The sequence below is a fragment of the Franconibacter sp. IITDAS19 genome, assembly GCF_023079515.1.
Classification (GTDB): Bacteria; Pseudomonadota; Gammaproteobacteria; order Enterobacterales; family Enterobacteriaceae; genus Franconibacter; species Franconibacter pulveris.
Genome location: NZ_JALJCP010000004.1, coordinates 86,845 through 102,418 on the forward strand (window position 1 = coordinate 86,845; position 15,574 = coordinate 102,418).

Below are 15,574 nucleotides of genomic sequence, written 5' to 3' on the forward strand. Positions count from 1 at the left end.
GGGTTCAACGGATCTTACTTAACGATTTTCACATCCGGCAGGCTGCCGGTCAGGCCGTTATAAATGTCGGGCTTAAACCCGGTGACGTGGGCGCTGCTGGCCGACAAAATTTTGCGGTTGCCGAGCAGGATAACCGGCGGGTCTTCCGCCAGCACCTTGTAGAGCTGGTGGTAAATCGGCTTGCGTTTTTCCACCTCCAGCGTGGCGTTGCCTTCGGTGATGAGCCTGTCGACTTCGGCGTTGTGGTAGCCCTGCACGGCCGCCTCGCTGCTGTAATAATCCCAGACGCCGTCGTGCGGGTCGTTCAGCGTACTGGTGCTGAAAGAGGCCAGGTCATAGTTGCCCGCTTTGCGCGCCGCCATCAGGGCGTTGAAGTCCACCACCTGCGGCTTGAGCAGCACGCCAATCTGCTGGTAGTTCTCTTTGGCGACAGGCACCAGCGCGTCGTTCAGCACCTTCTTGCTCACCAGCAGGCTCAGCTCCAGACGCTTGCCGTCCTTCACGCGAATGCCGTCGGGGCCGGGCTTCCAGCCTGCTTCCTCCAGCAGCTTTTTCGCCTGCGCCGGGTCATATTTATACGGGTTCACGCCGCTTGTGTCGTAGGCCCAGGAGATAGGCGCGATGGGTTCGATGGCTACCGAGCCGTAGCCCTGGTAGACCACGTCAATCAGCTTCTGGCGATCCAGCCCGTAGATCAGCGCCTGGCGCACTTTTACATCCTGCAGGGCAGGGCGCTTGAGGTTGAACTCCACCTTGCTGTAGTCGCTTGAGCCATAAAGGTTGATGTTAGCGAAGCCCAGCAGCTTGAGCTGTTCGATGTCATCCGGGCGCGAGGTGAAGGCGTCATAATCCGTCTCGCCGGTCTGGAACAGCTGGAAGTTGGTGGACGGGTTAGTCACACGGTAGATAAAGCGCGGGGTAGGCGGCGTGCCGCGATAAAAATGGGTATTGGCGTGGAAACGGATCTCCTGGCCGGGGATGTATTTTTCATACACGTAGGGCCCGTTGCCGAGCGGCTTGCCGTGCAGCGTGCGCAGATAATCAAGCTGGCCGGGCTGGTAGCCTTTGCCGTAATACGCCTTCGAGAGCACCGGCCCGCCGATTTTCGCAAGCGTGGTGGCGCCCGGTTGGGTGGTGGTGACCTGCAAGGTCAGCGGGTCGAGCACTTTCAGGCCGCTGACGCGCTGCGCCTTGCCGGCTTTGTAGTCTGCGCCGCCTTCGATATTGGCAAGCGTGATGTCGGTGTCGCCGTCATATTTCGGGTCATGCAAAAGCGTGAGCGTGAACGCCACGTCTTCGGCGGTGAGCGGCGAGCCGTCGCTGAAGGTGAGGTTCGGGCGAAGCTTGATGGTATAGATTTTGCCATCGGGGCTTACCGTCCAGCTTTCAGCCAGTCCCGGCACCAGTTTGCCCTGGCTGTCCCAGTCGATAAGGCGCGAGAAAATGACGTTGGTCACGTTCTCATCCCAGCCGTTAACAAAAAAGTAAGGGTTAAAGATCCCCTGCGGTTCAGAGATGCCCGCCACCACCGTGTCTTTACGAAGCTTTGCCGCAGCGGGGAGCTGGCTTGCGTCTGCCGCGGGCGTAATGCCCTCTTTGAGCACATCGTCCGCGAGGCTCAGCGAGGAAAACACGACCGCGCCGCCGACCAGCGCCGCCTTCAGAAAAGACGGCGAAGCGAGTTGTAATACATTGATTAACCTTGCCAAAATCGATCCCTCTCGTGAAATAGTTATAGGTTTTCGTAAACAGCCCGAGCATAAAAAGGGGCTTCTGCTTTGTCTGACAGTGAAAAAACAGGCCTTATAGCGTTTTGCGCCAATGGCTTACGCCTGGTCGCGCTCACGCTGCTTTGCCGCGATAAACGGCGCGACGTTGATAATCTCTGCCGGCGGCTGGCGCCGGGCCAGCTGCTGCGCCATCCATGTCATATAAGGCGCGGCGTGGCGGAAAAAGGCGTAGTAGCCGCTGCACAGGTGGTTTTGCCGGTGCTTGCCGTCTCGCGCCAGGCGGTGCTTCGGACAGCCGCCCTGGCAGGCGAAGCGGTATTCGCAGCGCTGGCAGGTGGGCGACGTGGGCGTTTTGGCATTGCCGAAGCGCCGCTGCTGCTTGCTGGCGACCAGCTTGTCCGGCGCGTCGCGCAGGATGTTGCCGAGGTGGTGTTCGGGCGCGACGAAGTGGTCGCAGCTGTAGACATCGCCGTTCTGCTCCACCACCAGCGCCGCGCCGCAGGTTGGCTGCATCACGCACAGCTCCGGCGTGTTGCCGGTCCAGGCCGTCAGCGTGTTATCAAACATCTGCACGAAAACGCGGCCTACGTCGCGGCGCACCCATTCATCGAAGAGCGTTATCAGAAAACGGCCATACGCTTCGCTGGAGACCGACCACGGCGCCACCGCGCTGCCGTGCTCCAGCGCGATGGTTTCGCCAAAGCGGGCCGCTTGCGCCGCGCGCGGCATCGGCTCCACCGCCGGGATAAATTGCAGGTGCTGGCCGCCTAACTCCTGAGTCAAAAAGCGGTAGATCTCCAGCGGGTATTGCGCGGTGACGTCGTTGACCACCGCCAGCAGGTTGAACGCCACGCCGTGGCGCTTGAGGTGGCCGATAGCGTCGACCACTTTGTGAAAAACGCTGCCGCCCGACTGGGTTTTGCGGTAGGCGTCGTAAAGCGGCTGCGGGCCATCTACAGAGATGCCCATCAGGAAATGATGTTCCGCCAGAAAGCGCGCCCACTCGTCGTTAATCAGCACGCCGTTGGTCTGCATGCTGTTGGTGATGCGCTTGTTGCCCGCGTACTGCTTTTGCAGCGCCACGGCGCGGCGGTAGAAGTCCAGCCCCGCGAGCGTCGGCTCGCCGCCCTGCCAGGTAAACGCCACTTCATTGCCAGGCGAGCTTTCGATATAGCGCTTAATAAACTGGCGCAGCACCGGTTCGGACATCGCCCGCGACGGCGGCTGGCCGTGCAGCACCGTTTCGCCGTTCGGCAGGTAGAAGCAGTAATCGCACGCCAGGTTGCAGTGAAAGCTGGCGGGCTTGGCCATCAGGTGAAAGCCTTTTTTCATTTTTATCTCTCCCTGCGGCGGGCGAAGCTCGCCGAGAGGCGGTCGAGCAGGATAGCCATCAGCACCACCACAATGCCGCTTTGCAAGCCAAGGCCGATATCCAGTTGCTGGATGCTGCTGAGAATATCGTTGCCAAGCCCGCCTGCGCCGACCATCGAGGCGATAATCACCATCGACATCGCCATCATGATGGTCTGGTTCACGCCCGCCATAATGGAAGGCTGGGCGGCGGGCAACTGCACCTTCCACAGCAGTTGCCAGGGAGTGCAGCCAAAAGCGATGCCCGCTTCAAGGCGCGCGGCGCTGACCTGGCGAATGCCCAAATCGGTCAGGCGCACCACCGGCGGCATAGAGAAAAGAATGGTGGCGAAGATGCCCGGCGGCCTGCCAAGGCCAAACAGAATGGTGGCCGGGATAAGGTAAACGAAGGCGGGCATGGTCTGCATAAAGTCGAGCAGGGTGCGCACCACGCTTCCCACCCGCGCCCGGCGGGCGCTCCAGATGCCAAGCGGAATGCCGATAAGCAGGCTGAAAAAGGTGGAGGAGAGCGTCAGCGCAAGCGTAATTGAGGCGTGCTCGCTGTAGCCGCTGTAAATGATGTAGAGCGTGGCGAGCAGGGCGAAAAGCGCAAAGCCCTTGCCGATGCGCCAGGCGCCGATGCCGGTCGCCAGTATCACCAGCCCCCAGGGCGTGAGCCAGGCGGTCACGGTTTCAAGGCCGCCGGCGAAGGTATCAATCACCACCGCCAGCGCATCAAAAAAGCCGCCCGCGTGGGCGAGCAGCGAGTGGATGGCCTCGTCAATCTGGCGGCTGAAATCAAGCGGGTAGGTCATAAGCTCCTCAGCGCGGTTGCCAGATGTCGGTGTAGGTTTCCGCCATCTGCCAGCGGGACGTGTCCACGCCGGAGAAGAAATGGCGCACATAAGGGGTGGCAGGGGCGTTGATCAGCGCTTCCGGCGCGCCCACCTGCACCAGCTCGCCTTTTTCCATAATGGCGATGCGCGTACCGAGGCGCAGCGCCTCTTCCATGTCATGGGTAACGAAAACAACGGTGCGGCGAGATTCGGCCTGAAGCGTCAGCAGCAGCGACTGCATTTCGCGGCGGATAATCGGGTCGAGCGCCGAGAACGCCTCGTCCATCAGCAACACCGAAGGGTTCACCACCAGCGCCCGGGCAAGCCCCACACGCTGCTGCATGCCGCCGGAGAGCTGGTGCGGGTACTGGTTCGCCACGTCGCCAAGCCCTACTTTCGCAAGCATGGCGCGCGCCCGCTCGTGGCGTTCTGCACGCGCCATGCCTGCCACTTCCAGCCCGAAGGCGACGTTGTCCAGCACGCTTCGCTCATCAAAAAGCGCAAAAGACTGAAAGACCATGCCGATGTGCTCACGGCGCAGAGCGACAGTTTGCGCGGCCGTCAGCGAGCCAAGCTCGCGCCCCTGAAACAGCACCGCGCCTTTGCTCGGCGGTATCAGGTAGTTAAGCGTGCGCAAGAGCGTAGATTTGCCGGAGCCGGAAAGGCCGACAATGACAAAAATCTCGCCGGGAAATATCGACAGCGAAACCGCATTCAGGGCTTTTACCGGCTGCGCGTTTTCCGGGCGTGAAAAAAATGCGCGCTTCGCCGTTGGGTAATAATGTTTATTTACCCCGCGTAATTCAATTATCGGTTCAGACATGGCGTAATTATCTTTTTCAGCAATGTTTACACCCTACATTAAAAAAGCAAAATAAAGTTAATGCTTTTAATGCAGGCAATAGACAATTTCCGCATTAGCTTATTTATATTCCGGCAATGGATTATGGTTCAGGTGAAAATGCCAGGCTTCATCTAATAACCAGGCGCGGACTTTCTCCTGCTGTGCGGATAAAGGTTTACCGCTGGCGGAGATTAAATAGTACCCGCGCTCGGTACGCACTTCCGGCCCGCACTGAAGAAGCTGGCCGCTTGCCAGAAACGGCGTAACCAGAGGCCGCCAGCCAAGCGCCACGCCTTGTCCTTCAATCGCCGCCTGGATAACCAGCGAGTAGGCGTTGAAGGTGCGCGACGCGCCGTGGCTCTGGCCCCTGATCTGGTGGTGGCGAAACCAGTCTTCCCAGCTAAGCCAGCGCTGCGGGCGGGTTTCCGGAAGCTTCAGCAGGGGGAAATCAAGCAGCCGCTGCGCCGTCGGGTTGCCGCCGATTTCCTGTGCAAGGCTCTGATTGCAAACCGGAATGACCGATTCAGGAAAGAGCCGCTGCGCCTGGGTTCCCGGCCAGTTCCCCGCGCCGAAATAGATAGCCAGATGGGCGTTGCTGTCGCGAAAGTTATAGTCGTTAGGCGAGGTGGATACCTGCACCTCCACGCCCGGAATCAGCGCCTGCAGGGCGTTCATGCGCGGCAGCAGCCAGTAGCTGGCGAAGCCCATATCGGTGTCGATGCGAAGCACGCTGCGCTGGTAGCGCGTGCGCTCAATCTGCTCGCTTATTTCGTTGAGGCTTGCGCGCACTATCTGGTAAAGCCCGCTGCCCGCCTCGGTCAGCTGCACCCCCCGATGACGACGTTCAAATAGCGGCGCGTTGAGCAGATTTTCCAGCAGCTGAATACGCTGGCTGACCGCCGGTTGCGAAAGTCCAAGCTCGTTTCCCGCCGCGGTGAAATTACCGTGACGGGCTGCGGCTTCAAATACGACTAATACCTGTAAAGGCGGAAGCTGTAATTTACCTGCCATAAACTGACCTTATGTCATGATAATAAAATAGCCTCTTCACAGAATGAAAATGGCGTGCGATAAACCTGCCATGTTTTTATTTCTGTGGCGAGTTAATAATGCTTATAAATAAACCGAATATCGTTATTCTGATGGCGGATCAGTTAACTGCGAGCGCGTTGCGCGCCTATGGAAATAAAGTCAGCCTGACGCCGAATATCGATAAGCTGGCGCGTGAAGGTGTGGTATTTGAATCCGCCTACTGCAACAGCCCGCTCTGTGCGCCCTCACGCGCTTCGCTGATGACAGGGCAGTTTATCTCCCGCAACAAGGTGTTTGATAACGCCGCTGAGTTTCGCGCCGATTCGCCCACCTTCTGCCACTACCTGCGCGAACAGGGCTACCGCACCTGGCTTTCCGGCAAGATGCATTTTTGCGGCCCGGACCAGCTGCACGGTTTTGACGAGCGGCTTACCACCGATATTTACCCTGCCGATTTCGGTTGGACGCCGGACTGGCGACACCCGGAGCGCCGCCTCGACTGGTATCACAACATGAGTTCAGTGCTGGAGGCGGGCGAGTGCGTGCGCACCAACCAACTTGATTTTGACGACGAGGCGCTCTTTATGGCGCGCCAGCGGCTCTACGACGCCGCGCGCCAGCCCGACGAGCGGCCGTTCCTGCTGACGCTTTCGCTGACGCACCCGCACGATCCTTTCGCGATACCTAAGCGCTACCTCGACCGGTTCAGGGAAGACGATATCGATCTGCCGCAGGTTCAGGCCCGGGACGTAGAAAACGATCCGCACTCGGCGCGGCTGCGCGCCATGTACCAGTCAGAAGAGGGGCTGCTGAGCGAAGAGCAAATCAAACGCGCCCGCCATGCCTACTACGGCGCGCTGGCTTACGTTGACGACTGCTTTGGCGAAGTGCTGCGCACGCTGGAGGAGACGGGGCTTGCGGATAACACCGTGGTCTTTGTTATCTCGGACCATGGCGAAATGCTCGGCGAGCGCGGCCTTTGGTACAAGATGTCTTTCTTTGAGAACGCGGCGCGCATCCCGCTTATTGTCCACAGCCCGTCGCGCTTTGCGCCGGGGCGCATAAAAGCGAGCGTGTCGCTGGTAGATTTGCTGCCGACGCTTGTGGAGCTTGCGAGCGGCGAAGACCGCCGCGATGAGGCTGTCGCGCCGCTGGACGGCCAGAGCCTGGTGCCGCATTTGCGCGGCGAGCCGGGGCCGGACGGGGCGGTGAGCGAATATCTGGCGGAGGGCGCTATCGCGCCGATGCTGATGCTGCGTCGCGGTCCGTGGAAATATATGTATTCGCTGAGCGACGCGCCGCAGCTTTTCAACCTGGAGCAGGACCCGTTTGAGCTGAACAACCTTGCCGGCAAGGCTTCGCATCAGGACATCGCCCGCGAGTTCGCCGCGCGCGCAGCCGCGCACTGGAACGTGGAAGATCTGAACCAGCAGGTGCTGGCAAGCCAGAAGAAGCGTTTGTTTTTAACCCGCGTAGCGGGCCGCGACGCTATTGCGAAATGGGACTTTCAGCCCTTCAGGGCGGCCTCAGAGCGCTATATTCGCAACCACCAGACGCTGGACGAGCAGGAAGCCTTCGCCCGCTACCCGCGTCCTCACACCCACCCAGCCGGGGACAAATAATGAAAATGAAAAAACTCGCCGCCATGCTGTTGCCTGGCATCGCCTTGCTCACCGCTTTCCCGGGCTTTGCCGCCGAGCCGGCAAGCTGCGCCACCGTCAGTCAGTCTGATCCGGGCTGGACCGATATCGCCGCGACCAATGCGCTCTCCGGCACGGTGCTGAAAGCGCTGGGCTACGAGCAGAAGGTGCAGAACCTTTCCGTGGCGCTGGCCTATCAGGGGCTAAAAACCGGCCAGCTCGACGTTTTTCTTGGCAACTGGATGCCCGCCCAGCAGCCGGTTATCAGCAAATTTACCGAAGATGGCTCGGTTAAGGTGGTAGGCGCGAACCTGCCTGCCGCGAAATTCACTCTGGCGGTTCCCGACTATGTCGCCGCCGCTGGCGTGAAGGATTTTGCCGATCTGCAAAAAAACGCCGATAAGTTCGACCATAAGATTTACGGCATCGCTCCCGGCGCGCCCGCTAATCAGAACATCAAAAAGATGCTCGATAAACACGACTTTGGCCTGCAGGGCTGGAACCTGGTGGAATCGAGCGAGAGCGGCATGCTGGCGCAGGTGACCCGCGCCGTGAACCGCAAACAGTGGGTGGTGTTCCTTGGCTGGGAGCCGCACGCCATGAACACCCGCTTTAAGCTCACCTACCTGAGCGGTGGCGATGCTTATTTCGGCCCGAACTACGGCAGCGCCACCGTAAACACCGTGACGCGCAAGGACTACGCGACGCAGTGCCCGAACCTTAACCGCTTCTTTACCCAGCTGAAGTTCGATGTCGCGCTGGAAAACGCAGTTATCGCCCGCGTGCTGGACGACAAACAGGATGTGAACGAGGCGGCGAAAGCGGAGCTGGCGAAGCGCCCGGAACTGCTCTCCGGCTGGCTTAACGGCGTGACGACCCGCGACGGGAAACCTGCGGAGCCGGCGGTGAAAAAAGCGCTGGGGATCTAACCTGCGGCGGTTTTTAGCATATCGTCAGGCAAATTTTCCTCAGGGAAGAGGAAGATGGCTTATTAACGCCAGGGGTTTATCCGCGCTTTTCGCTGTCAGTCTGGGCTCGTAACATGCTGTTTTTTATCAGCACAGCAGAAAAGTAAAATGATTAACCGCGATTTTGACCACCTCTGCACGCTCCTTCACCCGTTTTTTATCCGCGAAGATATTCGCCAGAAGCTCAATATTATCGACCAGAACAACATTACCGGCTGGGAAGTCTGGCTGCAGATTGAGTTTTCGAGCCTGTTGGTTTCCACCGGGCATGAGTGGTGGCGCGAGCAAACGCTGAACGCCGATTTACGTAAAAACCCGGTACGCAACTCGCTGCGCACCGACTTCCTGCTGCGCAAGAAAGGCTGGACCCTGGACAGCTATATCGCGCTGGAGATTAAGCAGAATAACGATCCGACCAGCTGCGTGCGCAACATGGTGCTCGACCTTGAGAAAAGCGCGCGCATCAAAGCGTCGGAAATCGATCTGCGCAGCTTCTGGACGCTTGGCATTACCCGTACGATTGAACGCGAAAGGCTGGAAACGCTAATCGATCGCTACCTGATAGATAAGTACTACCAGACGAAAAGCCGGGACAGGCACGTACTGCTGGAACCCATTGAAGATACGCCATTTTGTTATATCGTCATCTGAACGCGGTTGTTTACAGGCCTGACCACAGGCGATACGTCATGAAAACCCTTCATTTTGTATAAAGTTTTCCCGGTATGTGCCGAAACCAGTGATTCTGTCGTACCGGAAATGAGAAACCATGTTAAACCGAGTCAAAGTTGTTACCAGCTTATTATTTGTGCTGGGGCTATTTGGGATTTTACAAATGGCTTCCGGTGGTCTGTTCTTCAATGCCATCAAAAATGACAAAGAGAACTTCACAATTCTGCAAACCATCCGCCAGCAGCAGTCTACGCTGAATGCCAGCTGGGTGGCCCTGCTCCAGACCCGCAACACCCTGAACCGCGCCGGCATCCGCTACATGATGGACGCCAACAACATGGGCAGCGGCGCGACCGTTAACGAACTGATGCAGATTGCCACCACCTCGCTTAAGCAGGCGGAAGAGAAGTGGGCGGCCTATCAGGCGCTGCCGCGCGACCCTCGCCAGAGCGAGCAGGCGGCGGTGGAAATTAAGCGCAACTACGATATCTATCACGGCGCGCTGGCCGAGCTTATCCAGCTGCTGGGCGCGGGCAAAATCAATGATTTCTTCGATCAGCCGACCCAGAAATACCAGGATGGCTTCGAGAAAGAATATAACGACTACATGCAGCAGAACGACAGCCTCTATCAGCTGGCCGTAGATGGCAATAACGGCTCTTACAGCCTGGCTATCTGGATCCTGATTGGCGTGCTGGCGGTTGTGCTTGCGGTGATTATCGCGGTCTGGTTCGGCATTCAGAAAGCGCTGCTGGCGCCGCTTCACAGCCTGATTGAGAGCATTCGCCATATCGCGAGCGGCGACCTGGTGCGTCGTATCGACGTGGAAGGCACCAACGAAATGGGCCAGCTGGCCGATAGCCTGCGCCATATGCAGGGCGAACTGGTACGCACGGTAAGCGTGGTGCGCACCGGCGCGGACGCTATCTATAGCGGCGCCAGCGAAATTTCCGCCGGCAATAACGATCTCTCCTCCCGTACCGAGCAGCAGGCGGCTTCGCTGGAAGAGACTGCAGCCAGCATGGAGCAGCTGACCGCAACCGTGAAGCAGAACGCCGAAAACGCCCGTCAGGCGAGCCAGCTGGCGCTGAGCGCCTCTGAAACGGCGCAGAAAGGCGGCAAAGTGGTGGATAATGTGGTGCAGACCATGCGCGATATCGCGGGCAGCTCGCAGAAAATCGCCGACATCACAAGCGTTATCGACGGCATCGCCTTCCAGACCAACATCCTCGCGCTTAACGCCGCAGTCGAAGCGGCGCGCGCGGGCGAACAGGGCCGCGGCTTTGCGGTGGTTGCAGGCGAAGTGCGCAACCTGGCGCAGCGCAGCGCTCAGGCGGCAAAAGAGATTAAAGGCCTTATCGACGACTCCGTGAGCAAAGTCGACGTGGGCTCAACGCTTGTGGAAAGCGCGGGCGAAACCATGGGTGAAATCGTCAGCGCGGTGACGCGCGTAACCGACATCATGGGCGAAATCGCTTCTGCTTCCGACGAGCAGAGCCGCGGTATCGACCAGGTAGGCCTGGCGGTGTCTGAAATGGACCGCGTGACCCAGCAGAACGCCTCGCTGGTGGAAGAATCCGCTGCGGCTGCGGCGGCGCTGGAAGAGCAGGCGAGCCGCCTGACGCAGGCTGTCACGGTGTTCCGCATCAAGCAGGACGCCCGTGAAGTGGTTCAGGCGACGCCTGCGCCGAAAGCGCCTGTCGCCCCGGTCGCTCCGCGCAAGCCGGTAGTGGCCGATGGCGGCGACAACTGGGAAACCTTCTGATTCTTCTCAGCTAAGTCCATCAACCCCCGTCCTGTGACGGGGGTTTTCTTTTTTCAGCCCAGCGATAAAACTATTGCCGGAATATTCTTAGCCGCTTTTCTGGTTTCGTTGAAATAATTTCCACACGGCGGGCTTATGCGCTTCGCTTATTTTTATGTGGCTCCATGTATAAGCGTGGCGGTAAAATCTCGCCTTCCGTGCCGATAAAAATAAAATTTCCTCTCTGATTTTTTATTAATTACGTAAGCTAACAGCGTTTTTATATTTATTAACAATTTCTTTCGCTCCGATTTTATTTTTCCCCCGTGCCGTAGTCTATGCTTATAACTATGTGATTGAATAATGACTATTTATTACGCGAATATTGTTCGGGAATATCGACCAGAGCCAGGAAACGCTATGTCAGATAAACATGATGATAACGAAACGACAAAGCCGGACGCAGAGCAGGCGCTGACGCTGGCCGAAGAGCAGGCGGAAATCACTAAAACGAAAGTTGTGGATCGCCGTATTCGCTTAACCCGAACTACGCACTCAGAAGAGAAAATACTTGAAACGGAATTATCTCAGGAACAGGTATTCATCGAGCATGTCATAAAAAATGAACCCGTTGATGAAAATAACATTCCGCAGGTTCGTGAGCAGGGGGATACATTAATTATCCCGGTAATAGAAGAGCAGGTCGAAATTATCAGGCGTTATGTCCTGAAAGAGGAAGTTCATATTCGCAAAGTGAAAACGACCGAGCCTTATCAGGAAAAAGTGATTTTACGACGCCAGGAGTTTGATATTTCCACGGATGAGGAATAAACGGAACGTAACCCAAAACCGAAGCACGAGGAGAATCTGTTATGGCACATGAGAAAATCGTTACTGCTTTTAAACAGCTTCAGCAGGCGGAAGTGGCAAAAGAGAAACTGATTGCAGAGGGTATCGCGGAACACAACATCGATATCATCTCGGGTGAACGGCTGCGGGTTGAAGACAAAGAAATACGCCACCCAAGCTTCTGGCAGCGGTTGTTTGGCGACGACGTGGATGATGATTACGCAGAAGAGTACAACCAGGCGATTCGTACTGGCGGCGTGCTGCTGACAGCGCGCGTGGATAAAGATGACGCAGACCGTATTGAGGCGCTGCTGGATGAATATTCATCTGATTATGCTTCCTCCGGCACTTACGGCGGCTACGGCGTGGGTAAAAGCCCGGAAAATGCCGACCGCGACCGCGAATTTATGGGCGAAACCGATGATGTGACCGGCACCGGCCGCACGACGGGCAGCCTGAACAGCGGCCTCGCGGGCATCGGCGCAGCAGGCGCAGGCGTGGCGGGCGGCACCATTAACGATCCGTCTGAAAAAGTGCCCGGCACAAGCGATGATACGGTGCCGGATGCGGATGATTTAACCCGCGATCGCACCCTGACCGGCCAGGGCGGCGCGGATTACGTGGATGACGATACCCTGCGCGATCGCGATGTTACGGGCCGTACTGGCGCGGGGCTGGTGGATGATGATGACATTAGCAACCGCGATCTGACTGGCCGCACAGGCATAGCGGATGATGACGACATTGCTAACCGCGGCTACGGCACGCCGGGCAGCGCCGTACCGACAGCGGCTGGCGCGATAAGCGGTGCCGACCGCGATGAGACGCTGAAGCTTGCAGAAGAGCAGGTGGAAATTGGCAAACGACGCGTGAGCGATGGTGTCGTGCGTCTGCGTCGTTACACCGTGGAAGAAGATGTCTCGGAGGATATTTCGCTTTTCGATCAGCATGCCGACGTATTCCGCCATGCGGTAGACGAACCCGCCTACCTGAACGACGTTGACTGGTCGGAAAAAACCATCGAAGTGGAAGAGTCTCATGAAGTGCCGACGGTGAACAAAACCGCCCGCGTGCGTGAAGAAGTGGGCCTGCGCACCGAAGGCAACGAGCGGGTAGAAACGGTAAAAGATACGGTGCGCCGCCAGGAGGTGGAAGTGGATAAATCTGGCGCCGACCGCCTTTCCGATACCGATAGCGACCGTCTGAAAGAGGATGACGATCCGCTGCTGCGCAAATAATCTTGCTTCAGCAAAACCGGCCCGCGCTGCCTCGCAGCGCGGGTTTTTTTATTGTCTTTAGCCTGCGGTTATCTCTACAAGGTTGCCGTCCGGGTCTTTCAATACCGCTTCGTAAAAACCGTCGCCGGTCATGCGCGGCCCGCTCAGCAGAATGCCCGCCTCTTTCGCCCGGTGCGCCAGCCGATCCACGGCCTGTTTATCGCCGACGTCCAGCGCGATATGCGCCCAGCCGCCATGTTCTTTATCGGCAGGCCCGTCGGGGAGCGCGGGCAGCGACATCAACTCAAGCGTGGCGCCTTCCGACAGCGTTACAAAACGCGAGGTAAAGCCCGGGCGGTTTTTACTGACGTAAAGCTCGCCTGCTTCAGCATGGAACCAGTCGGCCCAGAAGCGGGCCTGCGCGTCGAGATCAGTTGTCCACAGTGCGACATGGGCGATTTTCATTCACATTTTCTCCCGAAGGTAAGAGGGCATGAAGCACCGCGCCGCCGTGCTGGCGAACGTCCAGCTCCATCTCCGGGTGCGCGTTGCGTGAGGTAATGAGGTAATCGACATCGGCTGCGCCCATGAAATGGTACGGGGCAAAGCGGCCGGGTTTGTCGCTGCTGCACAACACCGCCACGCTTCCTGTATGGGCCAGAAGCTGCTGCTTAAACTGCGCGTCCTGATAATGCAGCGCGCCGAAGCCGCTCTGCGTTTCAAAGGCGCAGACGCCGATAAAAGCGACATCAAAGCGAAAGGGCCTGAGTTGCTCAAGCGCCCGGATATCCACCGCGCCGCCGACCTGCTCGTTCAGCTCTCCGCCCAGCATGATGGTGCGGATACCCGGTTTCGCCAGCAGCCGGGCGGCGATATCGACGCTGTTGGTGACGACAGTCAGGTCGCTGTCGCGCGGCAGCAAATCCGCCAGCAGCAGGTGCGTGCTGCCCGCATCGAGATAGAGCAGCTGGCCGGGGCAGAGAATGTGCAGCGCCGCCTGCGCCAGCGCCTGCTTTTCATCGGCGCTTACCGCAAGGCGCATCTGCGGCGTGCCGCTGGCGGGGGAGGGAAGCAACGCGCCGCCGTAGGTGCGTTTGCATCTCCCCTGGCGGGCCAGCTCACGCAGGTCGCGGCGGATGGTCGCTTCGGTAGCGCCAAGGCGCAGCGCCAGGTCGGCGGCCATCACTTTGCCATCCTCTTTCAGGATGTTAAGAATGATGGTCTGCCGTTCATCAGGAAAGAGTTTCATATCGCCATTTCATTGGTATGGAGTGTTCATGAATGTACATCAATGAATATAAATGTACATTGCTGGCGATAAAAAACGCGATCCCGGCTACACCGCCAGGATCGCGTGATGATCTTAACGCTGGCCTTGCAGGTACTTTTCCCGCTCAGCCTGCGGCACCATGCCGCCGCCCGTGGCCCAGACCAAATGGGTGGCGTTGTTAAGCTGCGCCGTGGTGAAACGGGAGAGGTAATCCGCCGTCAGCCGCCATGGGCCTGGCATGCCCGCCAGCGCGGAAGGCTCAAGCGTAATATGTTCTGCTTCATGGAGCTGGCGCAGCAGGGCGAACAGCGTTTCGTCGGCTACCGTAAAGTAACCGTCTATCAGCCGTTCCATCGCCCGCCCCACGAAGCCGGAGGCGCGACCAACGGCAAGACCATCGGCCGCCGTGACGTTATCAATGCCCAGTTCCTGAACGGAAATCGCCTCATGCAGGCCGGTGTGCACGCCAAGCAGCATGCACGGAGAGTGCGTGGGTTCGGCAAACAGGCAGTGAACGTTGTCGCCAAAAGCGAGCTTCAGACCAAAGGCGACGCCGCCCGGGCCGCCGCCCACGCCGCAGGGCAGGTAGACGAATAGCGGGTTATCGGCGTCCACGGTCACGCCTTGTTGTATAAACTGTTGTTTAAGCCTTTCCCCTGCTACCGCGTAGCCAAGGAACAGCGTGCGGGAATTTTCATCATCAATGAAAAAGCAGCGCGGATCGCGCTCTGCCGCCTTGCGCCCCTGCTCCACCGCCACGCTGTAATCCTGCTCGTATTCCACTACCTCTACGCCATGCTCGCGCAGCAGCGTTTTTTTCCACTGGCGGGCGTCGGCGGACATGTGCACGCTCACGTTAAAACCGAGCTTTGCGCTCATGATGCCAATGGACAGCCCCAGATTGCCGGTAGAGCCTACCGCGATGCGATACTGGTTAAAAAACTGACGAAAGGCGGGAGTGGCGAGTTTACGGTAATCATCCTGAAGGCTAAGCAGCTTCGCCTCCAGCGCCAGCTTCTCGGCGTGAGCCAGCACCTCATAGATGCCGCCGCGCGCTTTAATGGAGCCGGAGACAGGCAGATGGCTGTCTTTTTTCAGCCACAGCGCGCCGGGCAGCGGCTGACCGTAACGCTGCGCCAGCGCGTTTTGCATGGCGGGCACTGGCGCCACCTCCGATTCAATGATCCCCTGTGTGGCGCGCGTTTGTGGGAACACCTCGGCGATATAAGGCGCAAAGCGGGCCAGCCGCGCTTCGGCGTCGCGCACGTCGGCTTGCGTCAGCCCGACGTAAGGCAGCCCTTCAGCAAGGGAAGTGGCGGCGGGGTTAAACCAGGCGGTTTCGCGCAGGGCGATAAGATCGTTCAGTAAGGGAAAAGCGGCGGCCAGTTCGGCAGGGGAAGGCGTGGTCATGGCGTTCTCGCG

The 15,574-nt window shown here is 58.5% G+C and carries 14 protein-coding genes; 6 read left to right on the forward strand and 8 right to left on the reverse strand.

Annotated elements, in window-relative coordinates; translation table 11 throughout:
• Positions 1-14: 14 nt before the first annotated feature.
• The 5 genes from MT962_RS13165 to MT962_RS13185 form a co-directional block, all read right to left on the reverse strand.
• Positions 15-1,709 carry an ABC transporter substrate-binding protein gene (locus MT962_RS13165; protein WP_024559400.1) on the reverse strand — a complete coding sequence of 565 codons (1,695 nt, stop codon included), beginning with the start codon at positions 1,707-1,709 and terminating at the stop codon, positions 15-17.
• A gap of 117 nt (positions 1,710-1,826) precedes the next feature.
• Positions 1,827-3,062 (reverse strand): anaerobic sulfatase maturase, encoded by a 1,236-nt coding sequence (locus MT962_RS13170; protein ID WP_247365831.1) that lies wholly within the window; start codon positions 3,060-3,062, stop codon positions 1,827-1,829.
• Between the two features lie 2 nt (positions 3,063-3,064).
• On the reverse strand, positions 3,065-3,895 hold the full coding sequence (locus MT962_RS13175) for an ABC transporter permease subunit (RefSeq protein WP_024559398.1): 831 nt from the start codon (positions 3,893-3,895) through the stop codon (positions 3,065-3,067).
• Between the two features lie 7 nt (positions 3,896-3,902).
• Positions 3,903-4,739, reverse strand: a complete 837-nt coding sequence (locus tag MT962_RS13180) for an ATP-binding cassette domain-containing protein (RefSeq protein WP_024559397.1) — start codon at positions 4,737-4,739, stop codon at positions 3,903-3,905.
• 99 nt (positions 4,740-4,838) lie between these two features.
• Positions 4,839-5,771 carry a LysR substrate-binding domain-containing protein gene (locus tag MT962_RS13185; protein WP_024559396.1) on the reverse strand — a complete coding sequence of 311 codons (933 nt, stop codon included), beginning with the start codon at positions 5,769-5,771 and terminating at the stop codon, positions 4,839-4,841.
• A 98-nt stretch (positions 5,772-5,869) separates the two neighbouring features.
• Here MT962_RS13185 and betC point away from each other — a divergent pair, with 98 nt between their 5' ends.
• The 6 genes from betC to MT962_RS13215 all read left to right on the forward strand — a co-directional run bounded on the left by betC (position 5,870) and on the right by MT962_RS13215 (position 12,903).
• On the forward strand, positions 5,870-7,414 hold the full coding sequence (gene betC / locus MT962_RS13190) for a choline-sulfatase (protein WP_024559395.1): 1,545 nt from the start codon (positions 5,870-5,872) through the stop codon (positions 7,412-7,414).
• Positions 7,414-8,361 carry a choline ABC transporter substrate-binding protein gene (gene choX, locus MT962_RS13195; RefSeq protein ID WP_200864106.1) on the forward strand — a complete coding sequence of 316 codons (948 nt, stop codon included), beginning with the start codon at positions 7,414-7,416 and terminating at the stop codon, positions 8,359-8,361. The genes betC and choX overlap by 1 nt, the downstream gene beginning before the upstream one ends.
• Positions 8,362-8,508: 147 nt before the next feature.
• Positions 8,509-9,051 (forward strand): hypothetical protein, encoded by a 543-nt coding sequence (locus MT962_RS13200; protein WP_048887758.1) that lies wholly within the window; start codon positions 8,509-8,511, stop codon positions 9,049-9,051.
• Between the two features lie 118 nt (positions 9,052-9,169).
• Positions 9,170-10,837 (forward strand): methyl-accepting chemotaxis protein, encoded by a 1,668-nt coding sequence (gene tsr / locus MT962_RS13205; protein WP_048887757.1) that lies wholly within the window; start codon positions 9,170-9,172, stop codon positions 10,835-10,837.
• A gap of 399 nt (positions 10,838-11,236) precedes the next feature.
• Positions 11,237-11,647 carry a DUF2382 domain-containing protein gene (locus MT962_RS13210; protein WP_247365834.1) on the forward strand — a complete coding sequence of 137 codons (411 nt, stop codon included), beginning with the start codon at positions 11,237-11,239 and terminating at the stop codon, positions 11,645-11,647.
• A gap of 41 nt (positions 11,648-11,688) precedes the next feature.
• Positions 11,689-12,903, forward strand: a complete 1,215-nt coding sequence (locus MT962_RS13215; protein WP_024559390.1) for a YsnF/AvaK domain-containing protein — start codon at positions 11,689-11,691, stop codon at positions 12,901-12,903.
• A gap of 57 nt (positions 12,904-12,960) precedes the next feature.
• Here the strand turns inward: MT962_RS13215 and MT962_RS13220 are convergent, their stop codons facing one another.
• From MT962_RS13220 to dsdA, 3 genes are all read right to left on the reverse strand, one after another.
• Complete coding sequence (locus MT962_RS13220) at positions 12,961-13,347, reverse strand: VOC family protein (RefSeq protein WP_024559389.1); 387 nt, start codon at positions 13,345-13,347, stop codon at positions 12,961-12,963.
• Entirely contained in the window at positions 13,313-14,131 is an 819-nt protein-coding gene (locus MT962_RS13225; RefSeq protein ID WP_024559954.1) for a DeoR/GlpR family DNA-binding transcription regulator, read from the reverse strand. Before MT962_RS13225 ends, MT962_RS13220 begins: the two co-directional genes overlap by 35 nt.
• Positions 14,132-14,245: 114 nt before the next feature.
• Positions 14,246-15,562 (reverse strand): D-serine ammonia-lyase, encoded by a 1,317-nt coding sequence (gene dsdA, locus MT962_RS13230; protein ID WP_188723988.1) that lies wholly within the window; start codon positions 15,560-15,562, stop codon positions 14,246-14,248.
• Positions 15,563-15,574: the final 12 nt, after the last annotated feature.